General features: G+C 37.3%; 21 protein-coding genes. 5 read left to right on the top strand and 16 right to left on the bottom strand.

Annotation, left to right across the window (positions count from 1 at the left end; translation table 11 throughout):
* Positions 1–11: 11 nt before the first annotated feature.
* A complete protein-coding gene (locus EG348_RS22105) occupies positions 12–452 on the bottom strand; it encodes a MauE/DoxX family redox-associated membrane protein (RefSeq protein ID WP_410494131.1) in 441 nt (146 codons plus the stop codon).
* 78 nt (positions 453–530) lie between these two features.
* Positions 531–776 (bottom strand): hypothetical protein, encoded by a 246-nt coding sequence (locus tag EG348_RS16840; protein ID WP_123984133.1) that lies wholly within the window; start codon positions 774–776, stop codon positions 531–533.
* Between the two features lie 254 nt (positions 777–1030).
* Here EG348_RS16840 and EG348_RS16845 point away from each other — a divergent pair, with 254 nt between their 5' ends.
* The gene (locus EG348_RS16845) at positions 1031–2752 is read left to right on the top strand and encodes a helix-turn-helix domain-containing protein (RefSeq protein ID WP_123984134.1); all 1722 of its coding nucleotides are present in this window, start codon (positions 1031–1033) and stop codon (positions 2750–2752) included.
* A 49-nt stretch (positions 2753–2801) separates the two neighbouring features.
* On the opposite strand, the gene EG348_RS16850 is transcribed toward EG348_RS16845, so the two are convergent.
* The 14 genes from EG348_RS16850 to EG348_RS16905 form a co-directional block, all read right to left on the bottom strand.
* The gene (locus EG348_RS16850) at positions 2802–3392 is read right to left on the bottom strand and encodes a hypothetical protein (protein WP_123984135.1); all 591 of its coding nucleotides are present in this window, start codon (positions 3390–3392) and stop codon (positions 2802–2804) included.
* A gap of 89 nt (positions 3393–3481) precedes the next feature.
* Complete coding sequence (locus EG348_RS16855; RefSeq protein ID WP_123984136.1) at positions 3482–4288, bottom strand: helix-turn-helix domain-containing protein; 807 nt, start codon at positions 4286–4288, stop codon at positions 3482–3484.
* 584 nt (positions 4289–4872) lie between these two features.
* Positions 4873–5673, bottom strand: coding sequence for a PRTRC system ThiF family protein (locus EG348_RS16860; protein WP_123984137.1), 801 nt, complete (start codon positions 5671–5673; stop codon positions 4873–4875).
* Positions 5670–6395 (bottom strand): PRTRC system protein B, encoded by a 726-nt coding sequence (locus EG348_RS16865; RefSeq protein ID WP_123984138.1) that lies wholly within the window; start codon positions 6393–6395, stop codon positions 5670–5672. The genes EG348_RS16860 and EG348_RS16865 overlap by 4 nt, the downstream gene beginning before the upstream one ends.
* The gene (locus EG348_RS16870; protein WP_123984139.1) at positions 6379–7569 is read right to left on the bottom strand and encodes a hypothetical protein; all 1191 of its coding nucleotides are present in this window, start codon (positions 7567–7569) and stop codon (positions 6379–6381) included. The genes EG348_RS16865 and EG348_RS16870 overlap by 17 nt, the downstream gene beginning before the upstream one ends.
* A 17-nt stretch (positions 7570–7586) precedes the next feature.
* The gene (locus tag EG348_RS16875; RefSeq protein WP_123984140.1) at positions 7587–7805 is read right to left on the bottom strand and encodes a PRTRC system protein C; all 219 of its coding nucleotides are present in this window, start codon (positions 7803–7805) and stop codon (positions 7587–7589) included.
* A 31-nt stretch (positions 7806–7836) separates the two neighbouring features.
* Complete coding sequence (locus EG348_RS16880; protein WP_123984141.1) at positions 7837–8358, bottom strand: PRTRC system protein E; 522 nt, start codon at positions 8356–8358, stop codon at positions 7837–7839.
* A complete protein-coding gene (locus EG348_RS21765) occupies positions 8345–8506 on the bottom strand; it encodes a hypothetical protein (RefSeq protein WP_164463315.1) in 162 nt (53 codons plus the stop codon). The genes EG348_RS16880 and EG348_RS21765 overlap by 14 nt, the downstream gene beginning before the upstream one ends.
* Before the next feature lie 115 nt (positions 8507–8621).
* Positions 8622–9023: a hypothetical protein gene (locus EG348_RS16885; protein WP_123984142.1), complete on the bottom strand. Its 402-nt coding sequence runs from the start codon at positions 9021–9023 to the stop codon at positions 8622–8624.
* Between the two features lie 46 nt (positions 9024–9069).
* Entirely contained in the window at positions 9070–9477 is a 408-nt protein-coding gene (locus EG348_RS16890; RefSeq protein ID WP_123984143.1) for a hypothetical protein, read from the bottom strand.
* 18 nt (positions 9478–9495) lie between these two features.
* The gene (locus tag EG348_RS21770; protein ID WP_164463316.1) at positions 9496–9657 is read right to left on the bottom strand and encodes a hypothetical protein; all 162 of its coding nucleotides are present in this window, start codon (positions 9655–9657) and stop codon (positions 9496–9498) included.
* Between the two features lie 23 nt (positions 9658–9680).
* Positions 9681–10133 (bottom strand): hypothetical protein, encoded by a 453-nt coding sequence (locus EG348_RS16895; RefSeq protein WP_123984144.1) that lies wholly within the window; start codon positions 10131–10133, stop codon positions 9681–9683.
* 55 nt (positions 10134–10188) lie between these two features.
* On the bottom strand, positions 10189–11262 hold the full coding sequence (locus EG348_RS16900; RefSeq protein ID WP_123984145.1) for a DUF932 domain-containing protein: 1074 nt from the start codon (positions 11260–11262) through the stop codon (positions 10189–10191).
* Positions 11263–11326: 64 nt separating this feature from the next.
* Positions 11327–11719, bottom strand: coding sequence for a single-stranded DNA-binding protein (locus EG348_RS16905; RefSeq protein ID WP_123984146.1), 393 nt, complete (start codon positions 11717–11719; stop codon positions 11327–11329).
* Between the two features lie 537 nt (positions 11720–12256).
* On the opposite strand from EG348_RS16905, the gene EG348_RS16910 reads away from it, so the two are divergent.
* From EG348_RS16910 to EG348_RS21775, 4 genes are all read left to right on the top strand, one after another.
* Positions 12257–12754 carry a hypothetical protein gene (locus EG348_RS16910; protein WP_123984147.1) on the top strand — a complete coding sequence of 166 codons (498 nt, stop codon included), beginning with the start codon at positions 12257–12259 and terminating at the stop codon, positions 12752–12754.
* Between the two features lie 154 nt (positions 12755–12908).
* Complete coding sequence (locus tag EG348_RS16915; RefSeq protein WP_228414769.1) at positions 12909–13646, top strand: endonuclease/exonuclease/phosphatase family protein; 738 nt, start codon at positions 12909–12911, stop codon at positions 13644–13646.
* Positions 13647–13734: 88 nt separating this feature from the next.
* On the top strand, positions 13735–14283 hold the full coding sequence (locus EG348_RS16920; protein WP_123984148.1) for a YcxB family protein: 549 nt from the start codon (positions 13735–13737) through the stop codon (positions 14281–14283).
* A gap of 18 nt (positions 14284–14301) precedes the next feature.
* Positions 14302–14748 carry a hypothetical protein gene (locus EG348_RS21775; protein ID WP_164463317.1) on the top strand — a complete coding sequence of 149 codons (447 nt, stop codon included), beginning with the start codon at positions 14302–14304 and terminating at the stop codon, positions 14746–14748.
* The last annotated feature ends 8 nt before the right edge of the window (positions 14749–14756 follow it).

The raw sequence follows: 14756 nt of genomic DNA on the forward strand, positions 1-14756 counted from the left end.
TAAAGTTAAAGCTATTGTGAATAGGTATATTGGTGCAGTGCTTTGTGGTTGCTAAACCTTATTGCTACATAAGTGATAACTACAAAAAATAGATTAAGAATTAAATGCTGCGGCCAGGTGAGATGTTTGATTACCCCTCCACAACTGCAAGGCACATATTCAAATACGTTTAGCAGTACAAGGGCAGTATAAATGGTAAACAAGCTCATCAGTACGAGCGATGCATATAAGCCAATTGTTCTGGTCTTCTCAAACATGAGTGTTGCTACAATCGCAATTTCAGTAATTGGTATAAGCCACTTCAAAATAGGTGTAAAACTATTTGGAAAGGGTTGGTTGTTTAGGTCATATGTAAAACCCTTAAAATCCATAAACTTGCTTAAGCCAGTGTATAGGAATAGAATGACGAGTAACAGTACGACGATTTCAATGACGAGTTTTTTGTTTCGCATGGTTTTGTTTTTTTTTTAATTGCCACATTACCGATTTGTTAAATCTTTCCAAGCGTTTGCTTTCAAGAAATACCACAACTACTTTGTGATTTTCCACTGGCCACCATCTTTAGGCGGGGGATCAGTTTCTTTTGTACCATCAAGATTTGATTGTTGTGTTAGCACAATTGTATTAATGCTATCAGAATCTTTGTTTGTTTCCTTCATTGATGATTGCGTGCTTTGGGTTTTTACGTCCGCAACTTGGTCTTCATCCTGTTCTCTACAGGAGTGTAGAGAAATTATTCCTGCTATTGTTAAAAGTGAAAGGATAATCTTTTTCATGAGTTGTTCGTTTTGAAAATTATCCCGGCCGGTTTTTAGTAGAATTCTTGGATCGAAGGTATATGATATTTCATGCTGCAAAAAGTGGTTGTTGCCCCAAAGGATACATTAGTACGTACTAATGTATCTTCTAGTACAACTTTAATGTCTTGAAATTCAATGTTTTGTGAATTGTTTTGCTGTGGTTTTGAGATTGCTTTAATCGCGGACTGTAATTGGCTTAAATTTCATAATTTTGATGTAGAAACTTTACCATGTCGATAGTTATTCGTCCTTATTTTTATGTTTTTATACTATTAATTGTTCTCGTTCAACCTCTTTTTGCACAAAAAGAGGGATATAGTGGTTATTATCTGATCAAGCGGGAATATGAAAACAGGGCAAATAATGATTCGAGTGCGCTACCCTTAATCGAGAAATATATTGCTAAAGCAAAAGGCGAAAAGAATTATCCGAGACTTGTAGAGGGGTATCTTGATGCCATCCAGTATTCACCACATCCAAATGCTAAACTGAAATATGCCGACAGTGCGATCTTGGCAGCAAATTTAACAAAGAACGATAGTATATTAAGCAGGGCTTATCTGCACAAGGGAATCGTATATTATTTTAATTTTAAAAAATATAAATTGGCCTTGGCTGAATATATGGTGGCCTACGAGTATTCAAAAAAGACTAATGATCAGTACCATAAGAATAGACTGGCCTATTTAATTGGTGTTGTTAAAAGTTATATTGGCCATTATGATGAAGCACTGGTATTATTTAAACAGACTAAAACTTTTTTTGAGGCGGAATCCCGCAAGAACATAAATCGTAATCTGATCTATGGAAACATTAGGGGATATTATAACAGCCTGCACCAAATGGCTGTCTGTTACCGTTATATAGGTATTCCCAAATCAGCGGATTCATTGACGAATATTGGTCTGTCACTCACCACGGGAAATAAAGACTTTAGCCAGGAGTACGGATATTTCCTTAAGGAAAAGGGCATCAGCCAATATTATGAGAAAGACTATCAAAATTCCATAAAATCTTTAAATGGTTCGCTGATCTCGATTGCCAGTGTGGATGATTTTGCATGGGCGACGGTATGTTACTCCTATATTGGAAAGTCATATCAGGAACTTGGTGATCACAATAAATCTAAGCTTTATTTCAAGAAAGTTGATTCCGTTTTTCAGAAACATAATTTTATACTTCCCGAACTAAGAAATAATTATGAGCAGTTAATCACTGAATATAGAAAGGAAAACAATCCGCAAAAGGAGCTGTACTATACCACGCAACTAATAAAAGCCGATAGCACTATAGGTCAGGATTTTGCCTATCTCTCATCCAAGATTCACCGCGAGTATGATCTGCGGGACTTGAGGGAAGAAAAAATGAGGCTGGAGCAAAATTCCACTGTAAGTGCATGGGTGAATCGCACTTTAGGGATTATTGCTGGCATTCTTGTAATTGCCTTTGTTGTAAAATATAGGGCTGAGAAGCGAATACGTGAGAAATATAGGATTGTGGAACAAAAAATCCTCAACGGAGATCTTGTTCCTTCAAGGGATGAAAGTGTCAAAAAATCTGACATCGAAAAAGAAATAGTGGATGATCTATTGGATAAACTTGATGACTTTGAAAGCAACCTGGGGTTTTTGGAAAGTGGAATTACTTTAAACAAACTGGCCCTCAAATTTGATACAAATCATACCTATTTATCACAGATAATTAACGAGTATAAAGGGAATAATTTTAAACGGTATCTGGTCGAGTTACGTATAGCCTATATTACAAAGAGACTTTATCAGGAAGAAAAATTACTTTCCTATAAAATCGAAACATTGGCAGAAGAATGTGGAATTGCCTCGCGAAGCAATTTCTCAGATTTATTTCAGGAGATTAATGGAATACGCCCTAAAGATTTCATAAGGAAGCGGTGGGAAGATATTGCCAGAGAGAAAAAAGCTTTTGAGGTATAATTACCAATCAGATTTCTGTAAAACTTATTCTATTTAACCTAGCACCGTATTACAGTTTGTTTCTTGCAAATTTTACAATGTCTTCAGGTCCGGTAATCTCAGTTAATGGAATATTAAAATAGAAAGTTGTTTTTTGTGAAACAGGAATACCAAAAGCGTTATTGGCCTTATATTCATGTGTAATTTTCCAGCCTTTAAAAAATGGTCGGTAGTGATTTTTTATGTAAGTAGTTTTTTTGCTGTAAAAATCAGCACTATCGTTGTACATGGTTTGCTTTGCCGAAGCTTTTAGCATTACTTTCCATGCTTGCTTTTTCTTAACCTCGCTTTTAATCGTATCGGCAGTATATCCTACTGCTGCCAATTCTGTAAAAGCGGCAGTGCTCATGTCCAAGTAGTGCGAAACGTTATCTGCATAGGCTTTGTAAGTAGAATCATCCTGATACGTTGTAAAAGCACTGTCCAATTTGCTAAATGTACCTGCTTCATATCCGTAGGTATGATTTTTTCTAGCTGCAAATAGTTTTACAATCAAAGCTTTTGCTTTTTCATCGGGTGTATGTGGCGTTTTATTACAGCCACTATAAAGCAGTAGCAGAAGGATACAAACAAGTGAAAGGGATTTTATTTTGCGATGCATGCATGTTTAATCTATACTTTTAAAAGTACAAAAAAAGAAATGATAATAATTTAATGGTTATCATTCGCTGTTCAGGGAGAAATATGTGCTTAAACAAAAAGCCAAATATTATTTTTATTGGTATTTACCTGTTTAAAAAAGGCATTCGGATTAAGTGTTGTGAGGTTCTTGAAGCTTTTGATAAAATGAGATTGATCGTAAAACATATTTTCATAGGATAGTTCTGTTAAATTTTTGACGTGTTTCTTAGTAGCGACTGAATTTCTGAAGCGTTGTATTTTGCGATATTCAGAAGGCGACTTCCCAAGATTTTTCATAAAGATCTTATTGAGGTATTGCCTGCCGATATGATGCTTTCGTGCTATTTCTGCAATTTTATAATCAGACTCAACATCTTGTAATACATTCCTCATTAAGTTGAAATTCCGATGTAATAGTTTCGATAGCCAATATTTTTCGAGTTCCTGGATTTGATATTTTCTTTCTTTATAGTTTAAAATCTTTTCCATCTCTTGTTTAAAATCTGGAAAGGCGTTGAATTGTACAATGTTGTTCTGCCGAAGAATATCACCAAAATCCTTTATGAAATGGTTTAATCCTAGTGGTTTAAAGTAAATGGTGATTTCAGTAACGGGTTTTTCATAAAATATTTCCACGGGAGAAACGTATCTCCAGACCAGATCAGCAGAAACGTTTGTTTGATCTGTTGGGATAACTGTAATTTTATTCGCTTCCAATAGTACATCTGTGTTAAGGCTTACTGAGATGATACAGTAATTATTGGGGAAAGTCCAGTATTTTAGGGGTTCTGCGTTTTCATCGTGCAGGATGAAGTAATATCCTTTAATATATTTTTTAAGGATGCCGTTTTTTGGTTTGTAAAACTTGATTTTCATTAGAGGCCATTTTTCAAATTATAGTTTATAATTATGCTTAAGATCTCTCTAAATGGGAGACTTTTAAACACAATTGACTTTTCTACACTTTTGAATCCGGCCAGAGATATGGAGTGAAAAAAATTAGCTTTATGCAAATATAAGCTATAAATCACATAATTGAGATAAAATGCTTGATTGTGGCGTTTGGCTGTTTTGAAAACTGAGGATTAGCGAATTATTGGGTTTGTTAGGGGATAGCGAAATAAATGAGCAAATATTTGCCAAATTGTACAAAGCGGTTCTGCCACAAAAGAAGCAATAAAAAACAATGGGAATAATTTTATATAGATCTAACCATTTATAATGTGCGGCGTTCTTTTGCTTCTTTTCTTTGGCCGCTGATGTGGAAAGAAAAGAAGTCCATCCAAATGTAAGAAGGGATATTTGGAATATCCCACGCAAAAGTCCGCAACTGTATTCGGCAATTTCGGTGAATGTGGCAGGAAAAATTGATGAATGGTGTTGCTCCGATTTTGGCGTGCAAAGATGTTCCCGAACACGGGGAGGGGGTATCTTTGTACCAACCGCCATTTGGCGTTTCGTTAAACTTTTATGGGTTGCGAGCGAAAATCTTTAAGATTCAGGAAAAAGCCCCTGTTTTCGGTCAATCCATTTCTAAACAGATTCCACAATAAAGAGCAACCCATTTGTGCGAGCGTGGAATTGATGTATAAATCCTGTTTTTCCAATGCTTCGGCTAAAGAACAGCTAGGCGTGTCGTCTTCGGATTCCGATTGTTTTAGTAAATCTCCAAATTCCTCGGTAACAAAAGGCAGATGGGCAACCGTTTCATATTTTTCGGATTGTGGTTGTTCTAACTTTTCTATAGTGGATAGTATAACCTGTCCTGTAAATTTCCCATTTCCAAAATCGAGCCAATACTTTGGCGTATTACGATAACCCCATCGGTTATTGATGCCCCTCAAAATTTCAGCAATTTCAAAACGTGCGCTCACCGTATCTACGCAGGAGATGTAAATGTTTGCCTGTGCATTTTCGGGTGCTTTTCCCAATGTATTTTTTTGAAATTTTATGGTTTCTGCTTTCCAGTTTGTTCCTGACCATCGGTTAGCCCTGTTAATGAGGGCAACCGATTTATACAATCCTACCTCACACTGCGCAAATCGTTGTCTGCCTAAATTGGCTTCGGTAATGATGTCATCATCCCATAATCTAACTGACAAACCTGCATGTCCCAAGTCAATCAAACTGTGGTTCATTTCAAGCAGGGCAGTGAGTACCTTTGAGCCTGTACCGCCTGCACCAATAAGGTTTACTTCAATCGGATTGGTTGGGTTCAGCAGATAATTATCTGTAAAATGGATTCTCATTTTTGGTGTCATCGCAGTACATTTTTAAGGGTTCTGTTGGTTTTTATTAATTTTTCTTTTGGGAAAGGCTTATCCGTATGGATTAACTTTTTAAAAATACTGACCAGATTGCCGTTTATCGGGTTATGACTAGGCATTAAATGGCTGAAATAGGAGTTAAAAAAATAGTTTTCCCAAGCTGTGGTAAATTCTTCTAATGAAGCGGTTTTCTTGATGTTCACATCCACCGTTCCCATACATACCGCTCCATCTGAATTGACATTAAAAAATGGAGCATGATAAAGCGGGGTTTTTTCTGTTGGTCTGTTGCCCGTGTTCAGGGCGTAGACCGAAATCCTGTTTCTGTTAGCGATCCAAAGAAGAGGGGGCAAATTTGCCTTTCCATTTGGAATACCCAATTTTTCTATAAAAAGCAGATTTCTTAATTGTGCTTTACTGTACCATATTACAATACCATCGTGCATGGGGTCAACCTGCAAGATATGACTGTCTATAACTCCATCTGATTTTAAAAATGGTTTTTTATCGGTAGACTCTATTGTTAAGGATTTAGCTAAGGCACTCGCTTCACGCAGGGTTAAAGGATGGGCGTTAATTAAGTTTCCGTGTTTATCCATATCGAATGATTCTACATAGCAGTCGGGGTTTCCCGTTACGGTTTGATAGAAAACTAAAGCCGATTTGGGGTGGTAAAGTGTACCAAAATTTTCAGTAAGGTCAGTTGAGGTGTCCATTTTTTGTTTTTTTATAAGTGTTTAGGAGATAAATTAATTCATCCAATACATCGAACAGACGATTTTCAAAATTCAGGCTGTTACCTGATATTGGGCGACCATCGAAGCATTTGAAAATTTGGGGTTCCTGCACATCTCCATATTCATTAAATTCATTGTTGATACATTCCGAAAGGCTTTCAGAGAGCCAACCCGTGCTATCTGCCGAAAAGGAAATGTACTTCTCCATTGGTATAGTTTCCTGCTCGTATGCATCATAATCATTACTATCATCATGAAGCGGTTTTGCATTTCTAAAGATATTCTCGTCAGGGTATTGGGTATAAAGTTCAAAGGCTTCTTTTGCCATTCTCAGGCATTCGATATCAAATTCGTCAAGGGCTTTAAAACTGTTTAAGCGGTGTTCAAAAGCTGTTAAGGTTTTGCGGTTGTAGATTTTTTGTTCCACAAGGTCGCCAATGCGCTCTGCCTGTTTGAGTTCATCTTTACAGTTTTGATTATCCACATCTTCTTCATCCTGTTCAATCCAATCACTCATCATTTCGTACTGCCAAAACAGGTATGAATCCTCCTGCCTGTAGTAAGGAACATCAACAATATGGTATAAGTAACTGCAAACCGATAGGAGTAATTGTGCCGTTTTAGTTCTTCTTTTATCTTTCAGCATTGAAAAGAGTGGGACTACGGGAATGTAGAATAAGGTTAATCCAACGTTGCAAGATTCCTTAGCCATTAGGAAATGTTTCTTCGTCTCCTGTACAAACTGTAAGTTTTCCAGATTATTGACTTTGTTTTTTAACTGGGTTTTTGCATTCCAAAGGGAAAGCGCTATATTGTACGGATAGGAAAATTGCCCTGTATCAAGTAACTCAATCCCGTAGTGCTTTGAAAGTCTCGAAAGGGAAATATAAAATTCCCTTTCCATTTTACTTGTTCTCTCACTAGCTTGCAGGGATTGCGCTGTTTTCAGTTTGGGCAGGAACTTGGTTTTTAGAAAACCATTGGAAGCATGGCTATCGGCACAGACTGGCGTTTGTCTTTTCGGATTTCCTGTGCATCCCTTGTCCGTTCCATCCATTTTGAAAACTCGTAAAGTTGCCTGTTCAACTTTCTTTGCCGTTTTTCTTCGGGTGTTTTTATTGTTCCCGATATGATAGGTTGTTGCATGGTTCATTTCTTTAAATTTTTAATTTAACCTTTAGTGCCAATCACGCTTTCAAACTGATATTGTACTTTATCATCCTTAATTTTAGGTGCTGATATTTTAGCAGTTGTTAAAATGGGATAGGTGTTGGCATAGAAATTCAATACGCTTTCAACGCTCCATTTCGGTTCGGGGTCGTTCAGGGTAATTTCCTGTTCTTTATCTTTAAGAATAAATACTCTTTCGAGTTGGGTAGCTAATAACATGATCGTTGATTTTTAGAGTTAAGTAATTGTTTTACTCCCCGAATAGGCTAGGGGCAAGAAATTTTTCTAGTTCCGACATTCTTTTGCGGATGGCTTCGTTGTATTCGGGAAAGTCTGCGATTTTTGGCAATGCTGTCCAAGCTTCCTTATACTTGTGTTCTTTTTCAAGGTCAGCAGATTTTGACATGGCTTCCTGAAATTTTTTATCTTTTCCCTCTTTTTCTTTTTTCTCCTTTTCGGATTTTTCCTTTTCTATTGCCGAATTTTTTTTGGCTTCCTCCATCTGTTTCATAAAGCTTTCCATATTAACCATTAGTCCCGAAGCCATTTCAAGTGGTGAGGTGATGGTTGCGAAAAAGTCCTCGTCCAATTCCTGTGCTGTTCCCCTAAGCGTACAGGGTACGATTAAGTGTTTGGCATTATCGCCACAACTTTCGTTTTGAAGCAATACCGATACTATCCAATTGCTTTCTGCGCCCTTTTTGATGGTGATTTGCAAATCTCCTGTAAAATTCATTTGGGCTATCTGATTGAAAAAATTAGTTCGTTCCATAATTGAGAATTATTTTTTTAGTCATTAAGTTTAAAATGCTTTCTTCGTCATGTCCGATTGCACGAAGACGTTTTTCATAGCTTGCCATATTTTCGACATATTCTGCTCTCCCTTCTTCTCCGCGCAGTATAAGCAGGTGTGATTCCAATCGGGCAGGGCGTTTCTAATGATGTTCCTTAATTTTTCAGCATATTTTCGTTCCCTCTGTTGCCATTCATTAGGAAAGGCTTGGTCTACGTAATTTTTTAGTGTGGACATATTTTCTAACCTTGATTTTGCACGATAAATTTTTCAATAGAAAGTCTTGCTTTAAGGTTCATTCTATCGGCATATTTTTGGGCTTCCTTTCTGGTTTTAAAACTGCCGTGGGCTGTTTTCCATGTGACTTTTGTTCTATGTACCAATGAAGGTGTTTTGTAAGCATCGTAAGTAGTCCCTAAAATTTCAACTTCGCGCTTAACCCTTAAAACTTGAATGTATTCAGCCTTTACTTGCGTATCGGGATAATGGGTGGATAGTAACAAATTTTCCTTTTCGTCAACGATTTGGAATTTGACATAATCGCTGTCGCTGAGCATGATGTTGAATAAATCATCTATGATGAATGTACAATCCAGTAAAACCCGCTCTGCAAACTTTTTGTAGGTGATGATTCCAATTTTCATAATTATTTTTATGTATTATTTTACGTTTAGTATCAATGTGCTATGGTTATTTATCAGTTAGGGCGTTTTGAATGACTTTTGCTTCGCTGAAAAGAAAGTGTATTCCCTGCCTTAGTTTTAAGTTACATTCTGCCGTAGAGGCGTATTCGATAAGGCAATGAATGGCGAATAGTGCGTTGTAACCATCAAATAGCTGGTCGGCAAACCATCGGTGATTTTTATGCAGTTTGCTACCGCAATGTTTTATGGCCTTTTCAACATTTCGCACAAGACTGTACCAAAAATTGGCGGTTAGTAAAGTTCCCTTCCAAATACTTTTGTTATGGTCTTCATTTTTGAGAAATCGCTCTATTTCTTTTGAAATAAACAGGGTTATGTTGGGCAGTTCTTCGGGCAATAGGTCTGCAAGCATTTTTCCCTTTTCTACGTTATTCATTCGCTCTAGTGGTTTCATATCGTTGCTGTTTTATCGTTATTTTGATATTTTTTTTATATTGACGATGGCAGATTCGGGGCATTTCTCGGCTGTCATTATCTGTTCTTTTACACCCTGCTCGCCACTAAGAGAAACTACGTGGAGGTTTATTTTTCCTGTATCGTGTTTGAGGGTGGCTCTATAGATTTCTATTTGCATTGGATTTTTTTTGAAGTGTAGATTTACATTTTCCAGAGTTCATCAAGGTTATATCCTGCTTCTTCAAAAGCTGAATTAAGGTACTCCGCTACGGTAACCATATCGTAATTGTCAGATTGCTCGCTGTCAATATATTTTGAGTTGGTTTTAATTATCCATTTGCAGACGGCAACGGCATCTTTTCCTTCATCTGCGGTTGTACCTCCTGAAAGTTTTATCGAGAAAAAACCGTTTCTAAACCAAAAGAAATTTTTACTCAGGTGTTCAGGTGTGACAGGTCGTTTCAGGCCAGGACATTGTTTTTTTCCTTCCCTATCCTTGTTCATAAAATTGGCTTCTTGCTGTAGCTCGCACCACGGATTGAATTTCGTAGCGGTATTTGCGCCATATTCATTTTTTAGTTCTTCATTAAGCATTAAAATGAAAATGTCATTTCTATTTTGCTTCTTTAGCATAACATTCATATATCTTCCCATGATATTAGATTTTTAAGGCAACCACCAAATTGGGGTGGTTGCCAATGGTTTGTAATTAATTGAAGCAAAGTGCATCTGTACCTATTTTTTCAAAAGAGGTGCAGAGGTCAAATGCTTTTTGTGCTTTCGTTTGCGCTGTACCGCCCATGACAATGGACTGTACTTTGGCTTCGCTATCCTTGTAACTGCGTACATTCTGATAGTAGCCTGTCACGGCATTATATGCCCCGAACAAAGTTCCTTTTGTGGTTTCCATTTGTTGGGTATCTGATAGCATGGCGTAAGCAAATGCATCTTCAACGGTATTTTTGAATACGGTGGAAATTTCATCTTCATTGCCTTTGTGCAGATGGTCAAGGGTTTCTTTGTTGGGGCATAGCGCCAATTGAATAAGGCGTTTTACTTCTTTATCATTTACACGGACTTTCGCCCATTGGTTAAAGATTCCCTCCAATTCGGTACTCATTTTGTTAGCCAGTCCCATTACTTTGTGGGCATCGTCCAAACGTTGTTTAGCCCCTGCGGTATGTTTGATGCGCACGACATTGGACATACTGCGCAATGAAGCGTTAAGGGTATTCTGGCAAACGATGCGAATAGGGGTAAATGCGGCAGTGATACTTCCGCTACCATCGTGGGAGGTGGTTAAGAAAATATACTTTTCGGTTACATCATCGCCATTACCTACACGGATATAGTCGGGGAGTTTGGCTGTAATAAAAATACGTTCCCCGTTGCCCAATGCTCCTGCTGTCTCGTACAGGATTCCATCCCCACCGCCTACAATGGCATCAAAGAAAGAAAAGGCTTCTCTGTTTTGAACGATATGGTAGTCTTTACCTACGACACCGAGTGCAGTATTGGTGTCGGTGCGTAGTGTTGCAAAATTGTTAGGTAGTAAGATGTCGGAAGGTTCTTTGATTTCTCCATCGTTATCAATAGACATTGTACCGCCCTTGGTAAACAAAGGTGCTTTGATGACTTCGTAGTCCAATCCTGCGTGTTTAATCGCCTCTTCACTTGTGGGATAATCTTCTACGATTTGCCCTAATCCGTGCCATGCTTTCTGCTGAACAGAAAAAAATGAATACTTACCTGTTTTGTCGTTGAAATTTAAATTGTGTGCCATGATATTGAATTTTAAATTGTTAGTGGTGAATTGATTGATTGATTGATTGATTGATTGAAGTGGACTAGAAAGGGAGGTCATCATGTTCGGGATTGCTACCGCCCATACTATCGCTGCCCTGTGGAGAGAAAGTTTCATCACTTTTTTTACCGCCCCTTTTTAAGACTTTGAATTGTGAGGTGTGAAAATTAATGCGTGCTTTGGGTTCTCCGCTCTGGTCTTTCCACGCTCTTGCGCTTGCCCATCCTGTGAGCTCTACCAATGTACCTTGCGTGAGTACAGGTACTACTTTTGGCGATTGCCAAAATGAGCAGTCCACATACTCAGTGAGTTTTATCCACTCACCCTGTTTGTTTTTGTAGCTATCGTTTACTGCGATAGAAAAGTTAACGACTGACCTTTCGTCTTTCAGGATGCTTGCTTTTGCATCTGCTGTTAATCTTCCAATGATGTTCATGTCTTTAGATTTAATTGTTGTACAATATTGTTAGCTGTGCCTTTCTTTGTTTTGCCGTTCCGCCTTCCAAATAATTTTTTCAAAAGAAAAAACGGAAAAAAAGAAAGCAGACAACTACTGCGGTCAATAGCAAAAACCAGAAGGAAACGGAATAATTGGAGGGGACCCATTTATGGGGAGGAAACCGTTTATGCCGTAGTCTTTTGGTGGGAGGAGAGTAGGCTGACCGCATTACCTTGGCTGCCTTTTTGTCCGTTTCGTTTGAAAATATATTCCCTTATAATTTTACCCAGTCGTAAAATCAATTGAGGTGAATGCGGTATCTATGAGCGTTTTGAAATTATCAATAGACCTAATGTTACTCATGAGTGTAGATAGAAACCGAAATGTAGGCTGGAAGTATTTACCCGTGGTAGTGTGGGCCATAGAACTTAGCAAGGTTGTTGCTTATATTTGTATGTTAGTGGCTATAGTCGTACGATAACAAACGCATCGTCTGCAGACAGTAAAAGTCAAATCTTAAAACCAAAATATTGAATGGACACTTCTTATTACCTGGAAAAATTTCAAGAGGCTGCCGATAAGCTTGACAAAAGACTTCTTACCAAAAAACATGTTGAAAGTGCGGTTGTACTGTATGGGAAAGACTGCGTGGTTTTGAAATTATATAAAAGGTCATGGACAAACCAATTTCAAGATCCATTGATTTCTAAATCACGAATTTTCTTTTCTGTTTGGATTAGCGATTCATCTATTAAAGAAGAAAAACTTTTATACAATATACATGCACTTAAACTGAGGCAGCTAAAAGGTTATTCTATAGAAAGCAGAAAATTTGCAGACATTTTTAGAGATAGTTTTAAGTTATATAAAAATAAATGGAAAAATGTAAGTTTGGATTTTGGACCATTGACATTAATGGAAGGTTGGCTAAAAATAGACATCGAAAATTTCCAAGATGAGATTATCGAACTTGCCAATAATTTTATAGAAATAGAACATTTGGTTGATGTCACACTTGCTCACTTTAAGTAGACAAAAGACACAACGAAGAACAACGAACCGCTAACATGGTTATGCAATAGTAAGGCTTTAGGAACATAGGCTCAAGTTCTGTCTTCCAATTTGACTTTTGTGCGAAGTTCGGGGGACTAAATCCTATTTGCCACCATCTCAAAGCCCAAAACCGTTGTGTGACACCCTAGACAATATGAGAATAATAACCTGGAACTGCAATATGGCTTACAGGAAAAAAGCCGATTTCATTCTGACCCATAAACCAGACATTTTAATCGTTCCCGAATGCGAGCATCCGGACAAGCTCTTATTTTCGGTTGACACACCAAAGCCAACAGACGTTTTGTGGTTCGGAAAAAATCAAAATAAGGGACTTGCAATATTTTCCTACAGTGATTATCGGTTTAAGGTTCTTGACGACCATAACCAGGATTTGAAAATGATTATCCCTATCGCTGTAACGTGCGGACAATTTGACTTTAACCTATTTGCAGTTTGGGCTAATAATCCAGCAGACCGAGAAGGACAATATATTGAACAGGTTTGGAAAGCTATTCACTATTACGACTCCTTACTGGCGAGCACAAAGACCGTTCTTGTTGGTGATTTCAACAGCAACAAAATTTGGGACAGACAGCACAGAGAAAAAACGCATTCAAGTGTTGTACAACTTTTAGAAGATAAAGGGATTTTTAGTACTTATCATTTATATCATAAGCAAGCGCAGGGAACAGAAGAGCATCCGACACTTTACATGTATCGGCACAAGGACAAGCCGTATCATATCGACTATTGCTTTGTCTCAGCAGATATGGTGGAAAAAATTAAGTCTGTGGAAATTGGCGATTACGATTTTTGGACCAAATATAGCGACCACGTCCCAGTAATTGTTACCTTTAACGATGAGTAAACAGGGCTGAGATCCCTTGATTTTCCTTACAATGCAAAGGGTCGAACCTTGTGGATATGCTAACAACTAGTAGATAACTAACTCGAAAATGAACGAAATCATTCTAACTTTAACTGAGAAAAATATTCTAGATAGTTTACTATATTCTGCATCCAAATCAGAACCGTTAAAAAAATCGCGGAAAACGGGAAGGATTCTTTTTGGAGTAATTTTTCTATTATTGACTTTGATTTTTTTGTTTCTGAATAAATTTATTGCAGGTGTAGCTTTTGTGGTTGCAGCTATTACTTTTATTTTATTTCCACAATATTTAAAAATTTATTATAAAAAATATTTTACTAAACTTTCTAAATCTCAAGAAAATAAAAAACTTATTGGACTTGAATACAGAACGACATTAAGTGAGAATTATCTTGAAAGCAACAATATTTATGGAGAATCGAAATTTTTTTATAGCAATTTTGAGTACATATCGGAGACCAAAGAAAATTTTTTTATAAAACTTAAAACTCAGGTTTTTATAATGTTTCCCAAATCCCAAATTGAAAATATAAATGAACTAAAGCACTATTTTCAAGAGGTTTGCACCAGATATGAAATTGAATACATTAACGATGAAAATTGGATTTGGAAATAGTCTTAAAAGCAACCATAAATGATCAGATTAGATTTCCCCTGGAGCACTTCTAATGGGAGAATCATTCACACGATTATCCAGGAACACCGGAATGGCCCATATTTTATTTATGTTCAAGACATACTGATTGGTAGTATCCAAAAAGTAGATGGAAATTGGGCGCAAACAAGCGGAGATGAAATTTTGGATGATATCATCGAGAATATGGGCATGTTTATTCAGGAACAAGCAAATATTGCGAAGCTACCTGATGAGATCAAAGCACTTTGGCCAACAGAAGTCGTTGCTGTTGAAGTGATATCTGATGCAGCGTACCTGATCATCATCGGTGATGAAATCGATATCACGAAATTTGAAATTGAATTTCGCGATCAGATTACCGACTGGGTTGACCAGCAATGGCAGGTTAAGTTTCAGGTTACTAAAAGAATCAGCGAAGAAAGTTTTGAGGTAGATGTAAATTAGCTCGCACA

Origin of the sequence: Chryseobacterium sp. G0201, assembly GCF_003815655.1 — a bacterium.
GTDB lineage: Bacteria > Bacteroidota > Bacteroidia > Flavobacteriales > Weeksellaceae > Chryseobacterium.

Excerpts from the sequence above, each read along its gene's own strand:
- EG348_RS22105 (WP_410494131.1), bottom strand. The coding sequence starts at position 452 with ATGCGAAACAAAAAACTCGTCATTGAAATCGTCGTACTGTTACTCGTC.
- EG348_RS16840 (WP_123984133.1), bottom strand. The coding sequence starts at position 776 with ATGAAAAAGATTATCCTTTCACTTTTAACAATAGCAGGAATAATTTCT.
- EG348_RS16845 (WP_123984134.1), top strand. The coding sequence starts at position 1,031 with ATGTCGATAGTTATTCGTCCTTATTTTTATGTTTTTATACTATTAATT.
- EG348_RS16850 (WP_123984135.1), bottom strand. The coding sequence starts at position 3,392 with ATGCATCGCAAAATAAAATCCCTTTCACTTGTTTGTATCCTTCTGCTA.
- EG348_RS16855 (WP_123984136.1), bottom strand. The coding sequence starts at position 4,288 with ATGAAAATCAAGTTTTACAAACCAAAAAACGGCATCCTTAAAAAATAT.
- EG348_RS16860 (WP_123984137.1), bottom strand. The coding sequence starts at position 5,673 with ATGACACCAAAAATGAGAATCCATTTTACAGATAATTATCTGCTGAAC.
- EG348_RS16865 (WP_123984138.1), bottom strand. The coding sequence starts at position 6,395 with ATGGACACCTCAACTGACCTTACTGAAAATTTTGGTACACTTTACCAC.
- EG348_RS16870 (WP_123984139.1), bottom strand. The coding sequence starts at position 7,569 with ATGAACCATGCAACAACCTATCATATCGGGAACAATAAAAACACCCGA.
- EG348_RS16875 (WP_123984140.1), bottom strand. The coding sequence starts at position 7,805 with ATGTTATTAGCTACCCAACTCGAAAGAGTATTTATTCTTAAAGATAAA.
- EG348_RS16880 (WP_123984141.1), bottom strand. The coding sequence starts at position 8,358 with ATGGAACGAACTAATTTTTTCAATCAGATAGCCCAAATGAATTTTACA.
- EG348_RS16885 (WP_123984142.1), bottom strand. The coding sequence starts at position 9,023 with ATGAAAATTGGAATCATCACCTACAAAAAGTTTGCAGAGCGGGTTTTA.
- EG348_RS16890 (WP_123984143.1), bottom strand. The coding sequence starts at position 9,477 with ATGAAACCACTAGAGCGAATGAATAACGTAGAAAAGGGAAAAATGCTT.
- EG348_RS21770 (WP_164463316.1), bottom strand. The coding sequence starts at position 9,657 with ATGCAAATAGAAATCTATAGAGCCACCCTCAAACACGATACAGGAAAA.
- EG348_RS16895 (WP_123984144.1), bottom strand. The coding sequence starts at position 10,133 with ATGGGAAGATATATGAATGTTATGCTAAAGAAGCAAAATAGAAATGAC.
- EG348_RS16900 (WP_123984145.1), bottom strand. The coding sequence starts at position 11,262 with ATGGCACACAATTTAAATTTCAACGACAAAACAGGTAAGTATTCATTT.
- EG348_RS16905 (WP_123984146.1), bottom strand. The coding sequence starts at position 11,719 with ATGAACATCATTGGAAGATTAACAGCAGATGCAAAAGCAAGCATCCTG.
- EG348_RS16910 (WP_123984147.1), top strand. The coding sequence starts at position 12,257 with ATGGACACTTCTTATTACCTGGAAAAATTTCAAGAGGCTGCCGATAAG.
- EG348_RS16920 (WP_123984148.1), top strand. The coding sequence starts at position 13,735 with ATGAACGAAATCATTCTAACTTTAACTGAGAAAAATATTCTAGATAGT.
- EG348_RS21775 (WP_164463317.1), top strand. The coding sequence starts at position 14,302 with ATGATCAGATTAGATTTCCCCTGGAGCACTTCTAATGGGAGAATCATT.